7 protein-coding genes are annotated in these 17,954 nt (G+C 40.7%); 6 read left to right on the top strand and 1 reads right to left on the bottom strand.

Annotated elements, in window-relative coordinates; genetic code table 11:
- The first annotated feature begins 14 nt into the window (after nt 1-14).
- Together BV60_RS21165 and BV60_RS0113035 are read left to right on the top strand one after the other, a co-directional pair.
- Entirely contained in the window at nt 15-6,197 is a 6,183-nt protein-coding gene (locus BV60_RS21165; RefSeq protein ID WP_035777269.1) for a non-ribosomal peptide synthetase, read from the top strand.
- Nucleotides 6,198-6,425: 228 nt separating this feature from the next.
- Complete coding sequence (locus BV60_RS0113035; protein WP_029322430.1) at nt 6,426-8,465, top strand: methyl-accepting chemotaxis protein; 2,040 nt, start codon at nt 6,426-6,428, stop codon at nt 8,463-8,465.
- Between the two features lie 140 nt (nt 8,466-8,605).
- Here the strand turns inward: BV60_RS0113035 and BV60_RS0113030 are convergent, their stop codons facing one another.
- Nucleotides 8,606-9,589: a fibronectin type III domain-containing protein gene (locus BV60_RS0113030; protein WP_029322428.1), complete on the bottom strand. Its 984-nt coding sequence runs from the start codon at nt 9,587-9,589 to the stop codon at nt 8,606-8,608.
- 243 nt (nt 9,590-9,832) lie between these two features.
- Here BV60_RS0113030 and BV60_RS22085 point away from each other — a divergent pair, with 243 nt between their 5' ends.
- The 4 genes from BV60_RS22085 to BV60_RS0113010 all read left to right on the top strand — a co-directional run bounded on the left by BV60_RS22085 (nt 9,833) and on the right by BV60_RS0113010 (nt 17,870).
- Nucleotides 9,833-10,681, top strand: a complete 849-nt coding sequence (locus BV60_RS22085; protein ID WP_051656717.1) for a response regulator — start codon at nt 9,833-9,835, stop codon at nt 10,679-10,681.
- Nucleotides 10,682-10,842: 161 nt separating this feature from the next.
- Nucleotides 10,843-12,894 carry a hybrid sensor histidine kinase/response regulator gene (locus tag BV60_RS0113020; RefSeq protein ID WP_029322424.1) on the top strand — a complete coding sequence of 684 codons (2,052 nt, stop codon included), beginning with the start codon at nt 10,843-10,845 and terminating at the stop codon, nt 12,892-12,894.
- Nucleotides 12,891-16,325, top strand: coding sequence for a DegV family protein (locus BV60_RS0113015; protein ID WP_051656716.1), 3,435 nt, complete (start codon nt 12,891-12,893; stop codon nt 16,323-16,325). The genes BV60_RS0113020 and BV60_RS0113015 overlap by 4 nt, the downstream gene beginning before the upstream one ends.
- Before the next feature lie 21 nt (nt 16,326-16,346).
- Complete coding sequence (locus BV60_RS0113010) at nt 16,347-17,870, top strand: alanine/glycine:cation symporter family protein (protein ID WP_029322420.1); 1,524 nt, start codon at nt 16,347-16,349, stop codon at nt 17,868-17,870.
- Nucleotides 17,871-17,954: the final 84 nt, after the last annotated feature.

The following is a 17,954-nucleotide window of genomic DNA, read 5'->3' as shown; positions in this document are numbered from 1 at the left end:
GGGAGATGAAATAAATGAATGAAATGTATAAAAAGGTTGTTCTTATACCTGATAAAATAAGAAGTTTAGCTGATGAAATGCCTGATAAAAGCGCTATCATCGCAAAAGACAGGACGCTTACATACAGAAATCTGGACGAACTATCGGATAAGGTGTCTTTTAAGCTGCTGTCAGAACTTGCAGGAGCCGGGGAAGGGGAACCGATAGGACTTTTACTGGATAGAAAATCTTATGTTTTTCCGCTTGAAATCGGAATAATGAGAGCGGGATTTTCCTATATACCAATGACAGATGAATATCCGGTGGACAGAATACGTTATTGTATGGAGAATTCAGAGTCAAAACTGCTCATCACAACAAAAAGTATTCTGGAAGATAAAAAAGGTCTGAATGATGGAACCTTTAAGGTTTTACTTGTTGAGGAAGTATTGACCTATGAAGGAGAAAAAATGCCCCTTCCGGAGCTTAATGGGGAAATGCTTTCTCATATAATCTATACTTCAGGGTCGACAGGTGTTCCAAAAGGTGTACGTCATACATTATCATCCGATGCAACATGGGTCACTGATTTTAAAGATGGCGATATCAGGTGTGAGTATTTTGAAAAGCAAAGGATAACAATGGCGATAACGCAGATTTCCTTTGTGGCTTCAATGCTGGATTACAGTTCTTTGTATAATGGCGGGTGCGTAGTTTTTCCGTCAGAGGAAGACTTAAGGGATGTGGGGGCACTTACAGCCAAGATGCTTGAGTATGAAGTGCATAGTGTGTTCATGACGCCGTCCTTTTTAAAAAATCTTTTGGAAATACGAGCATCAAGACCGGCTATAGCTATTCTTGATGTTATTTATCTTGGTGGTGAAAAAGTAGATGAAAAGCTCATTGATATGGTTCTTACCGTAAATCCGTGGGTTCACATAATAAATGGCTATGGCTGTACCGAGATGAACTCAGGTGTAATGTCAAAACTCATTACTAATGAGGACAGAAAAATCTGTATAGGCAGGCCTTCTAATTATATAGGTACAAGGATTGCCAATCGTGATGACATAACATTAGAGGAGGAAAAAGAGGGTGTTCTTCTTGTTTCCGGGCCTATTATGTGTGAGGGCTATCAGGGACTTAAGGAAAAAAATGAGGCTTCCTTTATATTGCTTGACGGAGTTCGCTATTTTGATACCGGAGATATTGCTTTTAAAGATGAGCAGGGATTATTTCATGTTACGGGAAGAAAAGATGACATGGTCAAGTATCATGGTCAGAGAGTTGAGCTTGGTGAAATAGAGAGTCTCATCAGTAATATAAACGGGATAAAGCTATGTAAGGTCTTAATGAAGAATAACGGGCAGGAAGATTTTCTTGCAGCTTTTTATACGGGAGAGCGGAATATAGAAGGAAAAGAGATTGCGGAAGTTTTAAGGAAAAGACTGCCGGCTTATATGGTCCCCGGAGTATTTATGCAGCTTCCTGAAATGCCGCTTAATCAGAGTAAAAAGATTGACAGACTAAAGCTTTTGCAGATGGATATTACCTTTAACGGCGGAGAATATGAGGAACCGGAGACAGAGCTTGAAGAGGAAATTTGCAATGCCTTCAGTGAAGTTCTGGGAATTGCAAAAATAGGCGCAGCTTCTGACTTTTTCGAATATGGAGGCACATCCCTTAGCGTTACGAGACTGATATCACTCCTTGCAGAAAAAGGCTATGCCGCAGCTTACGGTGATATCAACAGTAATCCGACTCCAAGAGACCTTGCTGCATTTTTGGAAAATCCCGAAGGTAAGGTAAGAATTCCTGCAATGGACAGGAAAGAATATCCTCTTACCAAGACTCAGCTTGGAATTTACCTTGAGGGAATAACGGGTGGAAGTAAAGAAACCTATACAACTCAGTATATGATGGAGGCTGTGCCTTCCGTAACTCCGGATGATCTTGTAGAGGCGGTAAGCAAACTGTATGAGGCGCACCCGGCGCTTAAGTATATGATAAGGTGCCGTGAAAATGAGCTTCCTTATATGGAGATTGTTCCTGACGCAGAGATAGAGGTTCCTGTTTTTGAGGGAAAAGCAGAGGACAGAATAGAGTTTATAGGCAACTACATGCCTGTGGTTAAGGTACTTGATAATCTGCTGTTTCATTTTGCTGTCTATAAAACCGAAAAGAAATGTTACCTTATCCTTAAGTCACATCTTATAGCAACTGACGGAACATCCTTAAGTCTTTTAATAGCTGACCTGAACAGGGCTCTTAACGGAGAGCAGCTGCTAAAAGAGGACTGCTGTATAGAGCAGGTTGGAATGTATGAAGAAAAGCTTATTGAAAGCGGTGCCCACGAAAAGGCAGAAGAATACTACAAGAAACTTTTTGCAAAGATGGAGGGTGCAGATCCGCTGCAGGGTGACTTAAATAACCCTCTGACTCCGGGAGTAAGCACCAATTTCAGATATGAACCGGGAACACTTAAGGCTGAGTCGGTAAAGGAATTCTGCGGAAAGTATCAGATTACGGAGAGCTCATTTTTCATGGGAGCTATGGCAATTCTCCTCGGAAAATATCTGTATACCGATCAGGTTTCATTTTCAACGGTCTATAACGGAAGATCGCTTCCGGAGATGGACAATACAATAGGAACGCTAATAAAAAGAATCCCTGTTTACGGAGATCTCTCAGAGAATAAATCTGTTTCATCGTTCCTTTCCGGAATAAGTAAACAGGTCTTTTCAAATATGAGTAATGACATCTTTTCCTTTGATGAGGTGCTAAAGAATTGTCCTGTAAACGAGGATGTGGAGCTGATCTATCAGGGTGACATGTTTACAGACAATATGGGCAAAACTGAGGGAGAGCAGAAACTTAATAGCGATGCTTACTTTATGGAAAGCTATCATACGGGAATGGTAACAGGCTGCATGTCTATACAGCTATTTTCAACGGGCGGCCTATACAACATGACCATAGAATACAGAAATGAGAGATTTTCCGAAAAGTGGATACAAAACTTTTCAGATCACCTGTTTGTTATCGCAGGACAGCTCCTTGAAGCAGAAAACATCGGGGATGTAGTCATGATGACTAAGGAGGAGAAAGAGCAGCTAAGGAGCTTTAACGACACTGCTTTCCCCTTCGACTTTGTGCCGGTCCACAAACAGATTTCTGCCTTTGCGAAAAGGACTCCTGATAAGAAAGCTGTAATATGTGACGGAAAATCGTTAACCTTTAAGGAACTTGATCTTTTGTCTGACAGGATAGGTTTTGAACTTCGAAAAAAGAAGATTGGACAAAATATTCCCGTAGGTGTGCTTCTTGACAGATCTGTTTATGCCTATGCGCTTGAAAACGGCATATTAAAGGCAGGTGGTGCATTTGTTCCATTTATACCCGATTATCCTGACGACAGAATAGATTTTTGTATGAAGGATGCAAAAATCCCCCTGCTTGTTACGACAAAAGGCATAAAGCAAAAGAGAGAAGGCTTAGCAGGTAATGGTTATGAACTTATAACGCTGGAAGAAATTTTTGGTGTTCCTGCAATTAATGAGGAACCTGACGGTAAAAATCTTGAAGCTGCCTTAAATAATGAGCCCTGTGATTTTACAGCATATGACTCAGGCAGAAACGATCTTGCCTATTGCATATATACTTCGGGTTCAACGGGAAGACCTAAGGGAGTTCTGATAGAGCATGGAAATATAGCAAATTACGTGCACAGAAATGAAAAATCAATTGAGATCATGCACTATGCAAAAGAGGGAAGAGTCTGCCTTGCGCTGGCATCCTTCTCCTTTGATGTATCGGTTGTTGAGCAGTTTGTTCCTCTCTGCAACGGTAACACGGTAGTTATTGCAACAGAGGATGAAATTCATGACCCTGAACTTTTTGCAAAGCTGGTTACTGATAACAATGTTAACGGAATTACGTGTACGCCTACTTATCTTTCAAGTCTACTCGGAATTAAGGCATCAAAGGAAGCAATAAAAAATATCACCTTTTTTGACATAGGTGCGGAAGCTTTTCCTGCTTCCTTGTATGAGAGCCTTCGAAGTCTAAGGAAAGACAGTGTAATATTAAATGTGTATGGGCCAACAGAGTGTACAATGGGATGCTCTGCTGATGTAGTGGATGACCCTGCGCTTGTTACCATAGGAAGACCCATAGCAAACACTGCTTTTTATATTTTTGATAAGTTTGGAAAAGAAGTTCCCGCAGGAATACGCGGAGAACTCATAATCGCAGGCGACCAGGTGGGAAGAGGTTATGTAAATCTTCCCGAAAAATCAGCTGCAGCCTTTTTTGAGCATGATGGAAAAAAAGCATATCACAGCGGAGATCTGTGCTCCTTTACAGATGAAGGAAAGGTGCGCATATTCGGAAGAATAGACAATCAGATAAAATTACGTGGCTTCAGAATAGAGCTTGATGAGATTGAAAAAGTCATGTCCGAATATAAGGATATAAAGGCAGCAGCCGTAAAAGTTGTTAAAACAGGAGGAAAAGAGTTCCTTGCGGGCTTTATTTCCTGTGAAAAAGAGCCGGACATGGAAGATTACAAATCTTTTATAAAGGATAAGCTTCCGGAATATATGGTGCCACAGATAATAAGATGTGTGGATGAAATGCCCCTTACAGTAAACGGCAAAATAGACAGAAAAGCACTACCCGTTCCTGATGTGACAGAGCTAAAGGCAAAATACGTGGCCCCTTCAAATGAAACAGAAAAGAAGCTGTGTGATGCTTTTGCAAAGGCATTAGGGCTTCATGAAAATTCTGTCGGAATCGCCGATGACTTCTTTGAGCTTGGAGGTGATTCTCTAAAAGCAATGGCAGTTTTGGCTGATGCAGATATTGAGACACTTACGGCAGCAGATATTTTCAGAAAGAAGACACCCGGAGAAATAGCTGCGGTTATAAGCAGAGAACAGGATAAGGAAAGTCTTGATGAGAGAGAGGAAAAAGCAAGAAAAATTCCTCATCAGCTTGCGCCTATGCAGATAAAGATGATAGATTATCAGCTCTACAATCCCGGTTCTTCAATGTGGAGCAATATGCATTTCCTTGCAAGAATGGGAAAAGATATTGATGCATACAGGCTTTGTGATGCTTTAAATAAAGCAGTCAGGAATCATCCCGCACTGTCCACAGTATTTGAATACAATGATGACTGCGAACTTCAGCAGAGATATGTACCTGATCTTCATCCCGATATTGTTGTGGAAGAGATAGATGAAAAGGATATAGAGAAGCTCTCAAAAACACTTGTGAAGCCATTTAAGAGAATTCTGAATGCGTCTCTTTTAAGAGCAAGGATTTTTAAAACGGATATTTCCTGCTACATGTTTATGGACATGCATCATCTTTTGATGGATGGAGGATCACTGGGAGTTTTACTTGAGGACATTGTCGACGCATATTTTGGAAGAGAATTAAAGAAGGATTATTATTATACGCTTCTTGATGAGTATGATAAGGCTATTGCGGATGGAACCAGAGACAGTGACAAAGCGTACTATGAAGCACAGTTTGGAAAAAGAGCAGAAGGATATATTACGCTTCCAAAGCCGGACCACAAGTCAAACTCAAACTCCTCTGCGGGAAGATTAAAGAGATATTCCTTTAGAAGAGAGGATATAGCAAAAGCGGAAGAGTACTGGGGCGTTACTTTCTCATGCATGGTAATAACCTGTGCCCTCCTTGCGCTTTCGGAGCACGAGGAAAAAGACAAGGTTATGTGTAACTGGATTTTTAATAACCGATTATCAAAAGAAGCTGAGCATGCCTTGGGAATTCTTATAAGAAATCTTACTGTTGGTATAGATGTCTCAAAATATGAAGACTTAAGCGATATAATGCTTGAAGTAAAACGCCAGATAGGAGAGGGTATTGCACATGCAAACTACGACTATTTCATGGGTTTTGATTCTGCTTTCAGAACTGATCCAATGGAGGTAAACCTGCTTCTTGGAATAAACGGAAAAGAACTGGATGCTCTTTCACCCAAGCTTATAGAGCTGGATGATCCGTATTCTGCAGCCAACGCAAGACTTGAACTGCAATTGCTTGAAAATGAGTTTGGAGACGAGGGTCTTGATGCGGGACTGTTCTATGTGAAAGAATTATATGATGAGGAAAACATTCTTGGATTCCACGACGAATATGTGAAGAAACTTGAGAATATTGTTTTTTACAACGAGCGTCATTAGGCATTGCCTAATGACGTTCTTTAATAGATAAAAGTTAAGATAATGTGGATTATATAAAATTGAAATAAAAAAGCGATAAAAAGTTCATAAGTACGCATTTTGTGGTGTTTTTAGGTTGTATAATTTCAATATGGTTGCTTGTTCTGTGCTCATATAAGACAAGCAGAAAAAAAGGTACCCATTTTTATCATGCCTATAGGCTGATGTTTTTTCTCATGGAGGTTTGTTATGGCATCTGGATCTGATGTAAACGGAAGAAACCAAAAGAAACGCATTAACTGGAAGGATAGTATTAAGACAAAGCTTATTACAATGATGATTTTAGTTGCAGCTGTACCACTAATTGTTGCTATAACTGTAAGCTATAATTCATCAACTACAAAAGCAAAAAATGATGCGCTTATTATTTTGCAGTCAAAGGGCAGTTTTGTTGAAACAAAGTTCTCGGAGGTAGTGTCAAAGAATCTGATTGCACTTCAGACCTTCGCAACTGCGCCAAGTACAATAAACTATGTGACTGCATACGGAACACCGGAGCAGCCCATACCTGATGAAGTTATGCTTACACATATGGATGCCATTAATGACAAGATTAATGACGGAAATAACAGTGTTATTCTTTCATTGGCTTCGGGCGATCAGATGCTTAGAGCAGATAGAAAAGAAAATCAGAATATATCTGACAGAGATTATTTCCAGAAGGCAGTTTCAACCGGTAAACCTGCTGTATCTGATGTAGTAATAAGTAAGGCTGTAGGAAACAGAATCACAATCATCTGTGTTCCGATTTTTGGTGAGGATGGCAGCGTAATAGGCACTATTCAGAGAAGCTTTGACCTTAATAATCTCCATGAATTTTTGTCAGAGAACATCGAAGATGGGTATATCACTGATACTAAAGGTATGATGGCTGCTCATGCTCAGTTTGAGATTTCACCTGATGACGAGTATGATATGAGCTCTTCTCCATTTATGTCTTCTTCTGACACAAGCGGAATGTATGAGCAGGAATTCAGCGGAGTCAATACATACATAGCATGGTCAAAAGAGCCTGTGACCGGTTACTATATTGCTGTTGCAGAGCAGGAAGCAGATATAATGGCTTCAGCAATAAAGTCAGCGCTGACAATTATAATTATTGGTGTTGTTCTTGTTATTATTGCAATAATTGTTTCATTTATAATGGCAAACAGCTTTACACAGCCTATTAAAGCAGTAAGCAAATCTCTCGAAGCACTTTCGGATGGAAGATTTGTTAAGGTTGAGAAGCATGCTTCAAGAAAAGACGAGTTCGGAGAGATTTCAAGGGATACCAATTCGGTTATAGATACTTTGGATGAGATTGTAAGACATATTAAGGAATCTGCCGGAAATGTGGGAGCATCATCAGAAGAACTTTCAGATATGGCAAACCAGATTTCACAGACTGCAGAGGATGTATCAAATGCAGTTCAGGAAATCGCTTCAGGAGCTACGCAGCAGGCTGATGAAATTCAGAGTGCATCTGAAAACGTAGGTCTTATCGGAGATGCCGTAGGAGATGTACAGTCATCTACAGACAATCTGTCAGGTCTTGCAGGAAAGATGAAGAAAGCATCAGAAGTATCCAGCAAATCACTTCTGTCACTACAGGATTCTTCCGCTGAGATGACGGCTAAGATAGATGACATAGCAAGAACAATCCAGGCGACACAGGATGCCGTTGATAAGATAAGTGAAAAGGTTGAGGGTATTACATCCATCGCAACTCAGACGAATCTGTTGTCTCTGAATGCATCAATCGAGGCAGCCAGAGCAGGAGAAGCCGGAAAGGGCTTTGCGGTTGTTGCTGAAGAAATCGGTAAACTTGCCGACGATTCAAAGCAGTTGGCAGATGATATCATGAAGGAGATGGGTACACTTCTTGATCAGAGTAAAGCTGCTGTTGCCGCTGCAGAGGATGTAAAGCAGGGTAACAATGATCAGCAGATAGCAATAGGCGAGACACTGGATGCCGTAAACGGAATGCTCGAGGATATCGGCAGCACGGTTGGCGGAGTTCAGCTGATTTCAAGAGGAGCAGATACCTGCGAAAGCTCCAAGAATGCGGTTGTAGATACCATGAGTGCTCTGTCCGCAATATCCGAAGAAAATGCGGCTTCCTCAGAGGAAACAGGAGCATCAATGCAGGAGCTTTCAGCAACAGTTACAACTCTTGCAGGCTCTGCAGACAACCTCAAGTCTATCGCAGAACAGCTAAACGAGGAGATGAAATTCTTCAAATCATAAGGATTGTGGTTTCATGACGCCGGAGATATGATATTACATTTGTCCTAATATGTTTGTTTTCGTCTACGGTGTGATTTTCTAAAACTCATAAAACAGCCGGACTTCGAAAAGTCCGGCTGTCCTAAATTGCATTAATTTAATTAGTTCTTTTTAAGTGTCATGTAAGCTTCGCCGTTGTGGATGTAAGCTACATATGTTGAGCTTGATTTGTCAACCTTGCCTGTGGAAGCATTCTTTCTGCAACCTACAACATATACGAAGTAGTCCTTTTTCTTTGAGAACTTCTTGCCCTTGTTCTTTGTTGTAACAGTGATGCTCTTGCCGCTTCTCTGAGGAACTGTCTTAACCTTTGTATACTTGCCGTTCTTCTTTGTTCCTACATAGATTTCATAGCTTGTAGCTTCCTTGATTCTCTCGAAAGACATCTTGAGCTTTCCGCCCTTTGTGATTGAAAGAGCATATCCGTCTTCAGCTTCATCAAAACGAGGCTGTGCAAAAGTTGTGAAGGTATCTGAGAAATCACTGTAAAGCTTATAGTTATTATTTTCAGGAATAACAATATATGAACGAACAATAATCTTATAATATCTTGTTTCTGTAGTATTAAGAGCATCATTACCGTCAAGCTTTTTATCGGTTACTGTCTTGGAATACTGATCACCGTCTGAATCGGTATAAACTACCTGATAGCCGTTTGCCTTGCCATCGCAATCCCACTCGATTGAAAGTTTATCGCTTGTATAAGTCCAACGTGTCTGGCGAAGGTTTGTAGGCTTTGCAGGATTGGTATAAATAAAACCGGTCTTAAAAGGTGCTGTAGCTTTATCAGCTGCAACTGCAATGTAATACTTAGTTCCGGGTGTGAGATTTGTAACTGTGATAGACGTAGCTGTAGAAGTTCTGGTATTAGCAGGATCAATACTTGAGTCATTTGCTTTTTTCTCGTCTGCATCTACACCAATACGATATGTTGTTACTCCTGTCTGAGCAGGCCAACTAATCTCAATTGAATTTGATGTGCTCTTATAGGTATCATAGACGTTCGCCGCCTTAACCTTCACTGCCGGTACTGCCAACAGGCAGAGCATCATTGATAGTGTCATGTACTTTAAAATTTTTTTCATGTTTCTCCCCCTTTATGAGATCTTTTTATTTTTGTACAGAACGTATTATAGCATATAAATGCACACAATTATCTATATTAATTGCCAAATTGTTTGCAACTCTTGCGGAAAAAACTGATTTTTATAAAAATTTTATAAAATGTTTCCGAAAGTGAAATATTACATCAGATGGATATATTTTATAATTTTCTTAAGTGATTTCGATGATATAACAATGCTTTTTGACACGACGGAGGTCTGAATATGATCGTAAAGGACAGGAAGGTAGTATTCTTGATGGAAAAATCCAGCATCGTTATAAAAGGACTGGAGAAAAGGCTTAATGCGGAACATATACAAACTATTTCCCTGGTTGAAAATTTCGATAAGATTGAAGAACATGTAAAGGACACGGGAGTATATGTGGTGTATAACCCCATGGATATTCTTGATGCAAAAAACGGTCATAAGCAGATGGTTTTGATCAAAGACCAGATAAAGGACTGCAAGGGCAGAATCATTTTCATAGGTGAAGCCGGAGACAAGGAGACACTTACCAAGGAGTATCCTGAGCTTTATGTTCACACATGGCTTGATCGGCCTGTGGATCCCGATGTTTTTGTGACGACAGTGGATGAAGAGCTTAAAGATTATGAAAAGAGACTTGAAAGAGATGCCAGAGAAGATATAGAGCTTTCAGAAGATGAAGTAATGGACCCTGATATGGGGTTTGCACCTCCTAGAGATGATGGCAGAAAGAAAATCCTCATAGTGGATGATGATGCCTCATACGCCAAAATGGTCAAATCCTGGATCAAGGATAGATATAAAACCGATGTTGTTACTGCTGGAATGCAGGCAATATCATTTCTCCTAAAAAAGCCTGTCGATCTCATTCTTCTTGACTATGAGATGCCTGTAGTGGACGGCCCACAGGTGCTCCAGATGCTTAGGCAGGAACCTGCAACAAAGGATATTCCCGTTGTATTTCTTACAGGTGTTAGCACGAGGGAAGGTGTACAGCGTGTTATGGAGCTAAAGCCTGCAGGATATATTTTGAAATCAACCACAAGCGAAAATCTGATAATGTTTCTTGACGATAAACTACGTTAGTGTAGCTGTTTTATTAACCAGGCTATATATTTGCCAAAAATAAAGCCTATTGTATTGTCATCAGATGTAGATGACGACGGTTATCTATAAAAACTGTGAAATGACCTAAGGGGTAGCGCCTTTTGCTATTTACTTAGGTCTATGACCTATGGGAGACATGCATGGACCGAAAAAGTAACAATATATATATTATCTCACTTGTGTCGATATCCTGTATAGCGTTGCTCTTTGAGGGAATTGCGCTTGGATGGGAATTCTGGGTTCCGCCGCTTATTATAATCGGAACCGTGACGTTATGGGTCATGCATATCACAGAGAAACCTGATGAAAACATACGTGAAATATGTTACCTCATCTATGCGATGATGGCGGTTTTTTTTCACGGAGTACATGAGACCAGCTTTGTGGACATAGCAATTGTCAGTGCTTTTGTAATGGTCGCATATTCGCTGATGGACCGTGTTTATATGATGTATGCTCTGCTTGCAGAGTATTTTCTTCTTTTCCTTATGCAAATATGGATTGGTTATTCCATGGGAATTGTTGAATTTGATTTTCTTACAGTCTCCAGGGCAGCACTTCATTTTGTGGGAGTACTGTACATTTTTCAAGGCTGCTGTAAATCCATACACGGCAGAAGGGAAATGCAGGTGCTTCTTGATGAAAAGGATGAATATATAGAGAATTATAATAGGGATATTGAGGACTTTCTTTCAAATATTTCCCATGAACTTAGAACTCCGGTAAATGTTGTAAGCGGTATGTCAGATCTTCTTTTAAAAAAAGGGGCAGGGGATGAAGCAAATGCGATAAAGGAAGCCGGAGCCCGCCTGGCAAGCCAGATTGAGGATATTCAGGATTACACGGAAACCAGAAGAAAGGCAATGATACTGGAAGAAGAGAACTACATGAGTACTTCTCTTATTAATGATGTGGTTACAAGCTTTAGAATGGAAGCTGATGATACCGACCTGGAGCTGATAGTTGATATGGCCCCGGATGTGCCGACAATGATGTGCGGAGATGTTAAAAAGCTTCACAAAATTTTCCATCATCTGCTAAGCAATGCCTTAAAATTTACAAGGCAGGGCGGAATCTATATAAGGCTTTATGCCGAAAAAATGGATTACGGAGTTAATCTATGTATCGAAGTTACGGATACCGGTATCGGTATGACCAAAAAGGGAGTGGATTCAGCCTCCCATGGAATGTATCAGGCAAATAAGAAGAGAAACAGAAGCTCCGGAGGAGTAGGGCTTGGTCTTTCCATAGTATATGGATTTGTTCACAGGATGGAAGGCTTTGTTAAGCTTGAGAGTGATTATGGAAAAGGTACTACGGTAAGGGTAACAATCCCTCAAAAGGTAGTGGATAAAAAGCCGTGTCTTAAGATAGAAGATTCATTTACTGGAGATATTCTGTTCCACGTAAGGTCTGATAAATACCGTGTTGCAAGGGTTAGAGATTACTATCGTGCAATGGCGGCAAATCTTGCTGCAGGTACTCATGTACCGCTTTATCCCGCAGAAACAATAAAAGATATTGAGAGACTTAGGGAAAAACTAAATGTCAAATTCATCTTTATGGGCGGCGAAGAATACACGGAAAATGCCGAATTTTTTGATGAACTGAGTAAAGGAGATACTGTTATTGCAGTATCTGCTGACCGCGGCTTTAAAATTAATCCCGGAAGCCGTGTTATTTTGATGCCAAAACCCCTGTATGCATACCCTGTTGTTAAGATTCTGAACGAAGGCCTTGCAGCGGAAGGAATAGAGCTAGGGTATGCTATTGAGAAACCAGATCTTACAGGAATAAAAGCGCTTGTTGTAGATGATGAGCCTATGAATCTGGTTGTTGCTACAGGTCTGTTTGAAGATTACGGAATGATCATAGATACAGCCAGAAGTGGAAAAGAGGCTATAGAAAAATATAGAAAAGGTGATTACGAGATGGTATTCATGGATCACATGATGCCGGGGATGGATGGTGTTGAAGCAATGCATCGCATCCGCAATGTAGCAGATGAAACCGGAAGAAAGGTGATGGTTGTAGCACTCACAGCAAATGTAGTTTCCGGTGCAAGAGAAATGTTTGTTAAGGAGGGCTTTGACGGGTTTATCGGAAAGCCAATTAATCTTACGGATTTTGAACGTGTTATGGCGCGTGTCCTTTCCAGAATAGGTTCTGTCGAGGGAGGTGCTAAAGTATGAGTATTTTCAGCTTAGTGAAAAAACTGATCGCACGAATAAATGATCCTAACAGAAATCTGTATGAAAGATTATTTGTGCTCATGACTATCATAAGTGACATTGCTGTTAGTATTGCGCTTATTGCAGACCTCATAACAGGTGAGAACATATATGAAATCATACTTCTTACAGCGACCATTATCATAGTACCGATCATAACTTTTACATGTCTTTATAAGGACAGGATTCAGGTAGCCATAAGACTTATTATTATCAGTCTTGTTTTCGTCGTTTTACCCGGCATCTTTTTCTTTGGCGGGGGTGTAGAAGGCGGGGCAGCTCTGTGGATCATCTTTGCGTTCCTATACGTAGGTCTTGTAATATCCGGTGTATGGCGCATAGTTATGATGACCCTTTTGTTTATACTTGCACTTGTGTGTTATCTTGTTGATTATTTCCACCCGGAGCTCATACATGGGCACAGCCGAAGCATGTTTTATGTGGATTCATTCCTTTCACTTATTCTGGTAAGCCTTGTCTGCTTTGTGATGGTAATGTTCCAGAATCGGGTGTTCAAACAGGAAAACAGAAGAGCAAAAAAGGCAGCGGAGCGCGCAGAGGAACTCAACAGGTCCCAGAACAGATTCTTTTCCAGCATGAGCCATGAAATCAGAACACCCATTAACTCAATTTTGGGATTAAATGAGCTTATCCTAAGAGAAGAGAATATCTCAGATGAAGTAGCCAGGGATGCAGTCGGAATCCAGGGAGCAGGTAAAATGCTCCTTGCGCTCATAAACGATATTCTTGACTTTTCCAAGATGGAGGCAGGAAGTATGGATATTGTCCCCGTGGAATATAAGGTCGGGGATCTGATGTCCGAAATTGTAAACATGATATGGCTTCGTGCTCAGGAAAAAGGGCTGGAACTGAATGTCAGTGTTGATCCGAATGTTCCGTCTGTTTTATATGGTGATGAAGTACGAATAAAACAGATACTTATCAATATTCTTAACAATGCGGTTAAATATACAAAGGAGGGCTCAGTAGGTCTTCATATTGAGAGCGAAGAAGCCGGAGAAAATACGGTTATGCTCCGTATTTCCGTATCTGATACGGGAATGGGAATAAAAAAGGATTCAATGCCTTACCTCTTTGATGCCTTTAAGCGTGTTGACGAAGAAAAGAACAGACACATAGAAGGAACAGGTCTTGGTCTCAGCATAGTAAAGCAGCTGGTTGAACTTATGGATGGTACCATATCCGTGAACAGTGTTTACGGAGAAGGCTCTACTTTTAATGTCATTCTAAAGCAGGGAGTATCTGATGCGGAAGCAATAGGAGAGCTTAGCATTCAAAATTACGGATTAGTCAGGAAGCATGCGTATGAGAGCCGCTTTACAGCGCCTGACGCAAGTGTGCTTATAGTCGATGATAATGAGATGAATCTGGAGGTGGAACGAAAGCTCCTTCTTGCTACCAGGATGAGAGTAGACACTGCTTTAAGCGGCAAAAAAGCACTGGAAGAAACAATAAAGACTCACTATGATGTCATACTTATGGATCATCTGATGCCGGAAATGGACGGAATAGATTGCCTTAAAGAAATCCGAAGCCAGGTTGGCGGCCTCAATCAGATGACCCCTATAGTTGTTCTTACGGCAAATGCGGGAAGTGAGAATAAGGAGCTTTATAATCATTCTGGTTTTGACGGATATCTTATTAAACCCGTGTCCGGAGAAGCTCTTGAAGATATGCTTCTTAATCACATACCAAATGATAAACTTAATATCAAAAATCGTACTGAGCGTATGGCTGGGAATACAAATGCTACAGCGGGATATAGCAGAAAGATTCCTGTTGCTATTACAACCAGTAGTATGTGTGACCTTCCTGATGCTGTTATGAGAGATCCGAGACTTCCAATCCTGCCCTTTGTCATTCAGACAGAAGACGGAATATTTAAGGATGGTGTGCAGATTGGGGCTGATGAACTTGTAAGATACATAAAGGGCGGAAAGAAAGCTTTGTCAGCTCCTCCGTCAACAAGTGTATATACGGATTTTTTTGCAAACACATTAAAAACTGCGCATCACGTTATCTATATATCACTTACAACCAGTATGAGTGATGATTACGACAGAGCAGTTGAGGCATCAAAGGCCTTTGATAACGTGACGATAATCAATTCCGAATGCCTCTCAAGTGCAATGGGTCTTCTGGTTCTTATTGCATGTAAGCTCGCACAGAGAGATGTGCCGGTTGAGGAGATGATACAAGAGCTGGAGATGGTAAAGAAGAGGCTAAAGTGCAGCTTCATTATTGAAAATACTGATTTTATGTTAAAGAACGGCCGTATAAGCAAAAGCATGCACAGATTTGCCGAGTCTTTAAGTCTTCGCCCGTGGCTTAGGTTTAAGGATGATCAATCAGGAGTTGGGGGTATCTTTATCGGCAGTAAATGGAGTGTGTATAAGAGTTATATCAAAAGAGCCTTTCCGGTGGATCAGATTCCGGATTCCGATGTACTGTTTATCACCTATGTAGATATAGATTATGAAACCTTATTGCGAATAAAGAAGGAAGTAAGCAAAATAGCATATTTTGAGAATATTGTATTTCAGCAGGCTTCGGCCGCCATTTCTTCCAACTGCGGTCCGGGATCTTTTGGACTACTCTATTTTATAAAGAGTAATAAATCCTATAATGTTTCATCTCTTATTCCGACTGATATGAGCATTGAAGTCAATAATGATGTCGAAGGACAAATAGCAGATGAGAATGCTGCAGAAGATGAAGATATTCTTACAGATAATGATAATGAAAAGGAAATAGCTGCCGAAGATGAGACATCTAAGCCGTTGTGGTATGAAAGCATAGAAGGAATTGACGGTAAAATTGCTATACAAAACAGTGGTTCAGAGGATGCCTTTAAGACAGTTCTGAAAATTTTCTACGATTCAATAGAGGAAAAAGAGGAGGAACTGAAGACTGCTTATGAGTCTGAGGACTGGGAGAACTATACCATCAAAATTCATGCTCTTAAAAGCTCCTGTAAACTCATAGGAGCAATGAAACTGTCTGAGGAAGCTCTGGCTCTTGAGATGGCGGGAAAGGAAGGAAATACCGAATATATAAGGGACAATTATGACGGGTTTATGGAAAAGTATCATGAATACAAAGAGATTCTCGGTAAGCTTTATGAGGGCGAAGAAAAGGCAGACGAAAATGAGCCTGCAAAACCTTTGGCAGATTCCTTCCTTATGGAAAGTGTGTATGAAGCAATTGCCGCCGCTGCAGAAGACATGGATAGTGACGGAATAGATGAAGCACTGTCGGAACTTAGTGAATACGATGTTCAGGGCGATGATAAGGAGAAAATAGAAAATATTAAAAAGCTTGCTGCTAAGTATGACTATGAAGGAATTACACAGTTACTTGGTTCTCTTTGAATGAAAGGACATTGAAACAGTATGGAGACAATCAAACGTGTTAATGATGCGGTCAATTCCTTTGCATGGGGGACTTTTGGGCTATCGCTTTTGCTTGGAACCGGGTTTGTTTGTACACTTATTTTGGGCGGTTTTCAGATCGTGCATTTTAGGCACTGGTGGAAGAAAACATTTTCAGTTGTAAGAGGTGAAGCACGAATTATCAATGATGCGGGAGCACTGTCCCAATACAGAGCTTTTTGCATGGCACTATCGGCCACAATAGGAACAGGCAATATTGCGGGAGTTTCGACTGCTATCTGTGTCGGAGGACCGGGAGCAGTGTTCTGGATGTGGGTGGCAGCATTTCTTGGAATGATGACCAAGTATTCGGAAAATGTTCTGGGACTTTATTACAGGCGAAGGAATTCCGAAGGAGCGTGGTCAGGCGGTCCCATGTACTATCTTGAGGATGGCCTTGGAAAAATGAAAAACTGTAAACGACTCGGAAAAGTTCTGGGTGTGGCATTCTGCATATTTACAGTACTTGCTTCTTTTGGTATAGGGAATCTCAGTCAGATAAATAAGATAACCCTGAATACTGAGGCAACGTTTTTACATGATATTGATATGGGCGAGTTCCTTGGTGCGCCTATTATTGACTGGTGGATTGGCGTTGCACTTATGTTTTTGGGTGCGATCATCATCATGGGAGGCTTTAGAAGACTTGCGTATGTTTCCGAAAATCTTATCCCCATTATGTCGTTTGTGTATATACTTGGGTGCCTTCTTATAATAGTTATCCATATTACAAGCATTCCGGCTGTTTTTGCATCTATCTTTCATTTTGCGCTGGGACCCTCTGCATTAAAAGGCGGGGCAGCAGGCACAGCTGTACAGGTTGCCATGAATACCATAAAAAGCGGATGTAAAAGAGGCGTTTTCTCTAATGAGGCGGGACTTGGCTCTTCAGTAATGGCACATGTTAATACCTGCGCCAGAGAGCCGGTGAAACAGGGAATGTGGGGGATAGCCGAGGTCTTTCTTGATACGATGGTAATCTGCACAATGACGGCTGTTGTGGTTTTGAACTCTGGCGCAATAGACCTTACTACAGGACTTGTCAAAGAGGGGACAGACGATGCTACTCTGGTTGCGAAAGCATTCGGTCAGGTTCTTGGTCGTCCCGGTGAGATTTTTGTGGTAATTGTGATTGGACTTTTTGCCTTCTCTACCGTAATGGGATGGTCTTACTACGGAGCAAAGGTTGTCGAATATCTTATTGGCGTAATCTGGTCAAAGATATACCGCTTTGTTTTTGTCATACTGATGATTTTCGGTGCCGTAATGGAATCATCACTTGCATGGGATATATCCGATACATTTAACGGTCTTATGATGATACCGAATCTGATAGGTGTACTTGCATTATCACCGCTTGTAGTAAAAATCACGAGAAACTACGCAGATAGAAGAATTCGTGGTAAGGATGTTGAGCCTATGCTTTCCTATAATAAGGATATTCAGGCGGACGCTATCCGTGCTATAAAGAAAGGGGCTTATTAAAGTATATTTCTCATATGAGAAATACCGTCATTTTTTTAATTTTTTACATAAGTTTTCTTTATGAAATATTCATTAACTATATGG

Source organism: Butyrivibrio sp. AE3004 (assembly GCF_000703165.1).
Lineage (GTDB): Bacteria > Bacillota > Clostridia > Lachnospirales > Lachnospiraceae > Butyrivibrio.
Note: the sequence above shows the minus strand (reverse complement) of the source record. Positions and strands in the feature narration are given on the sequence as shown.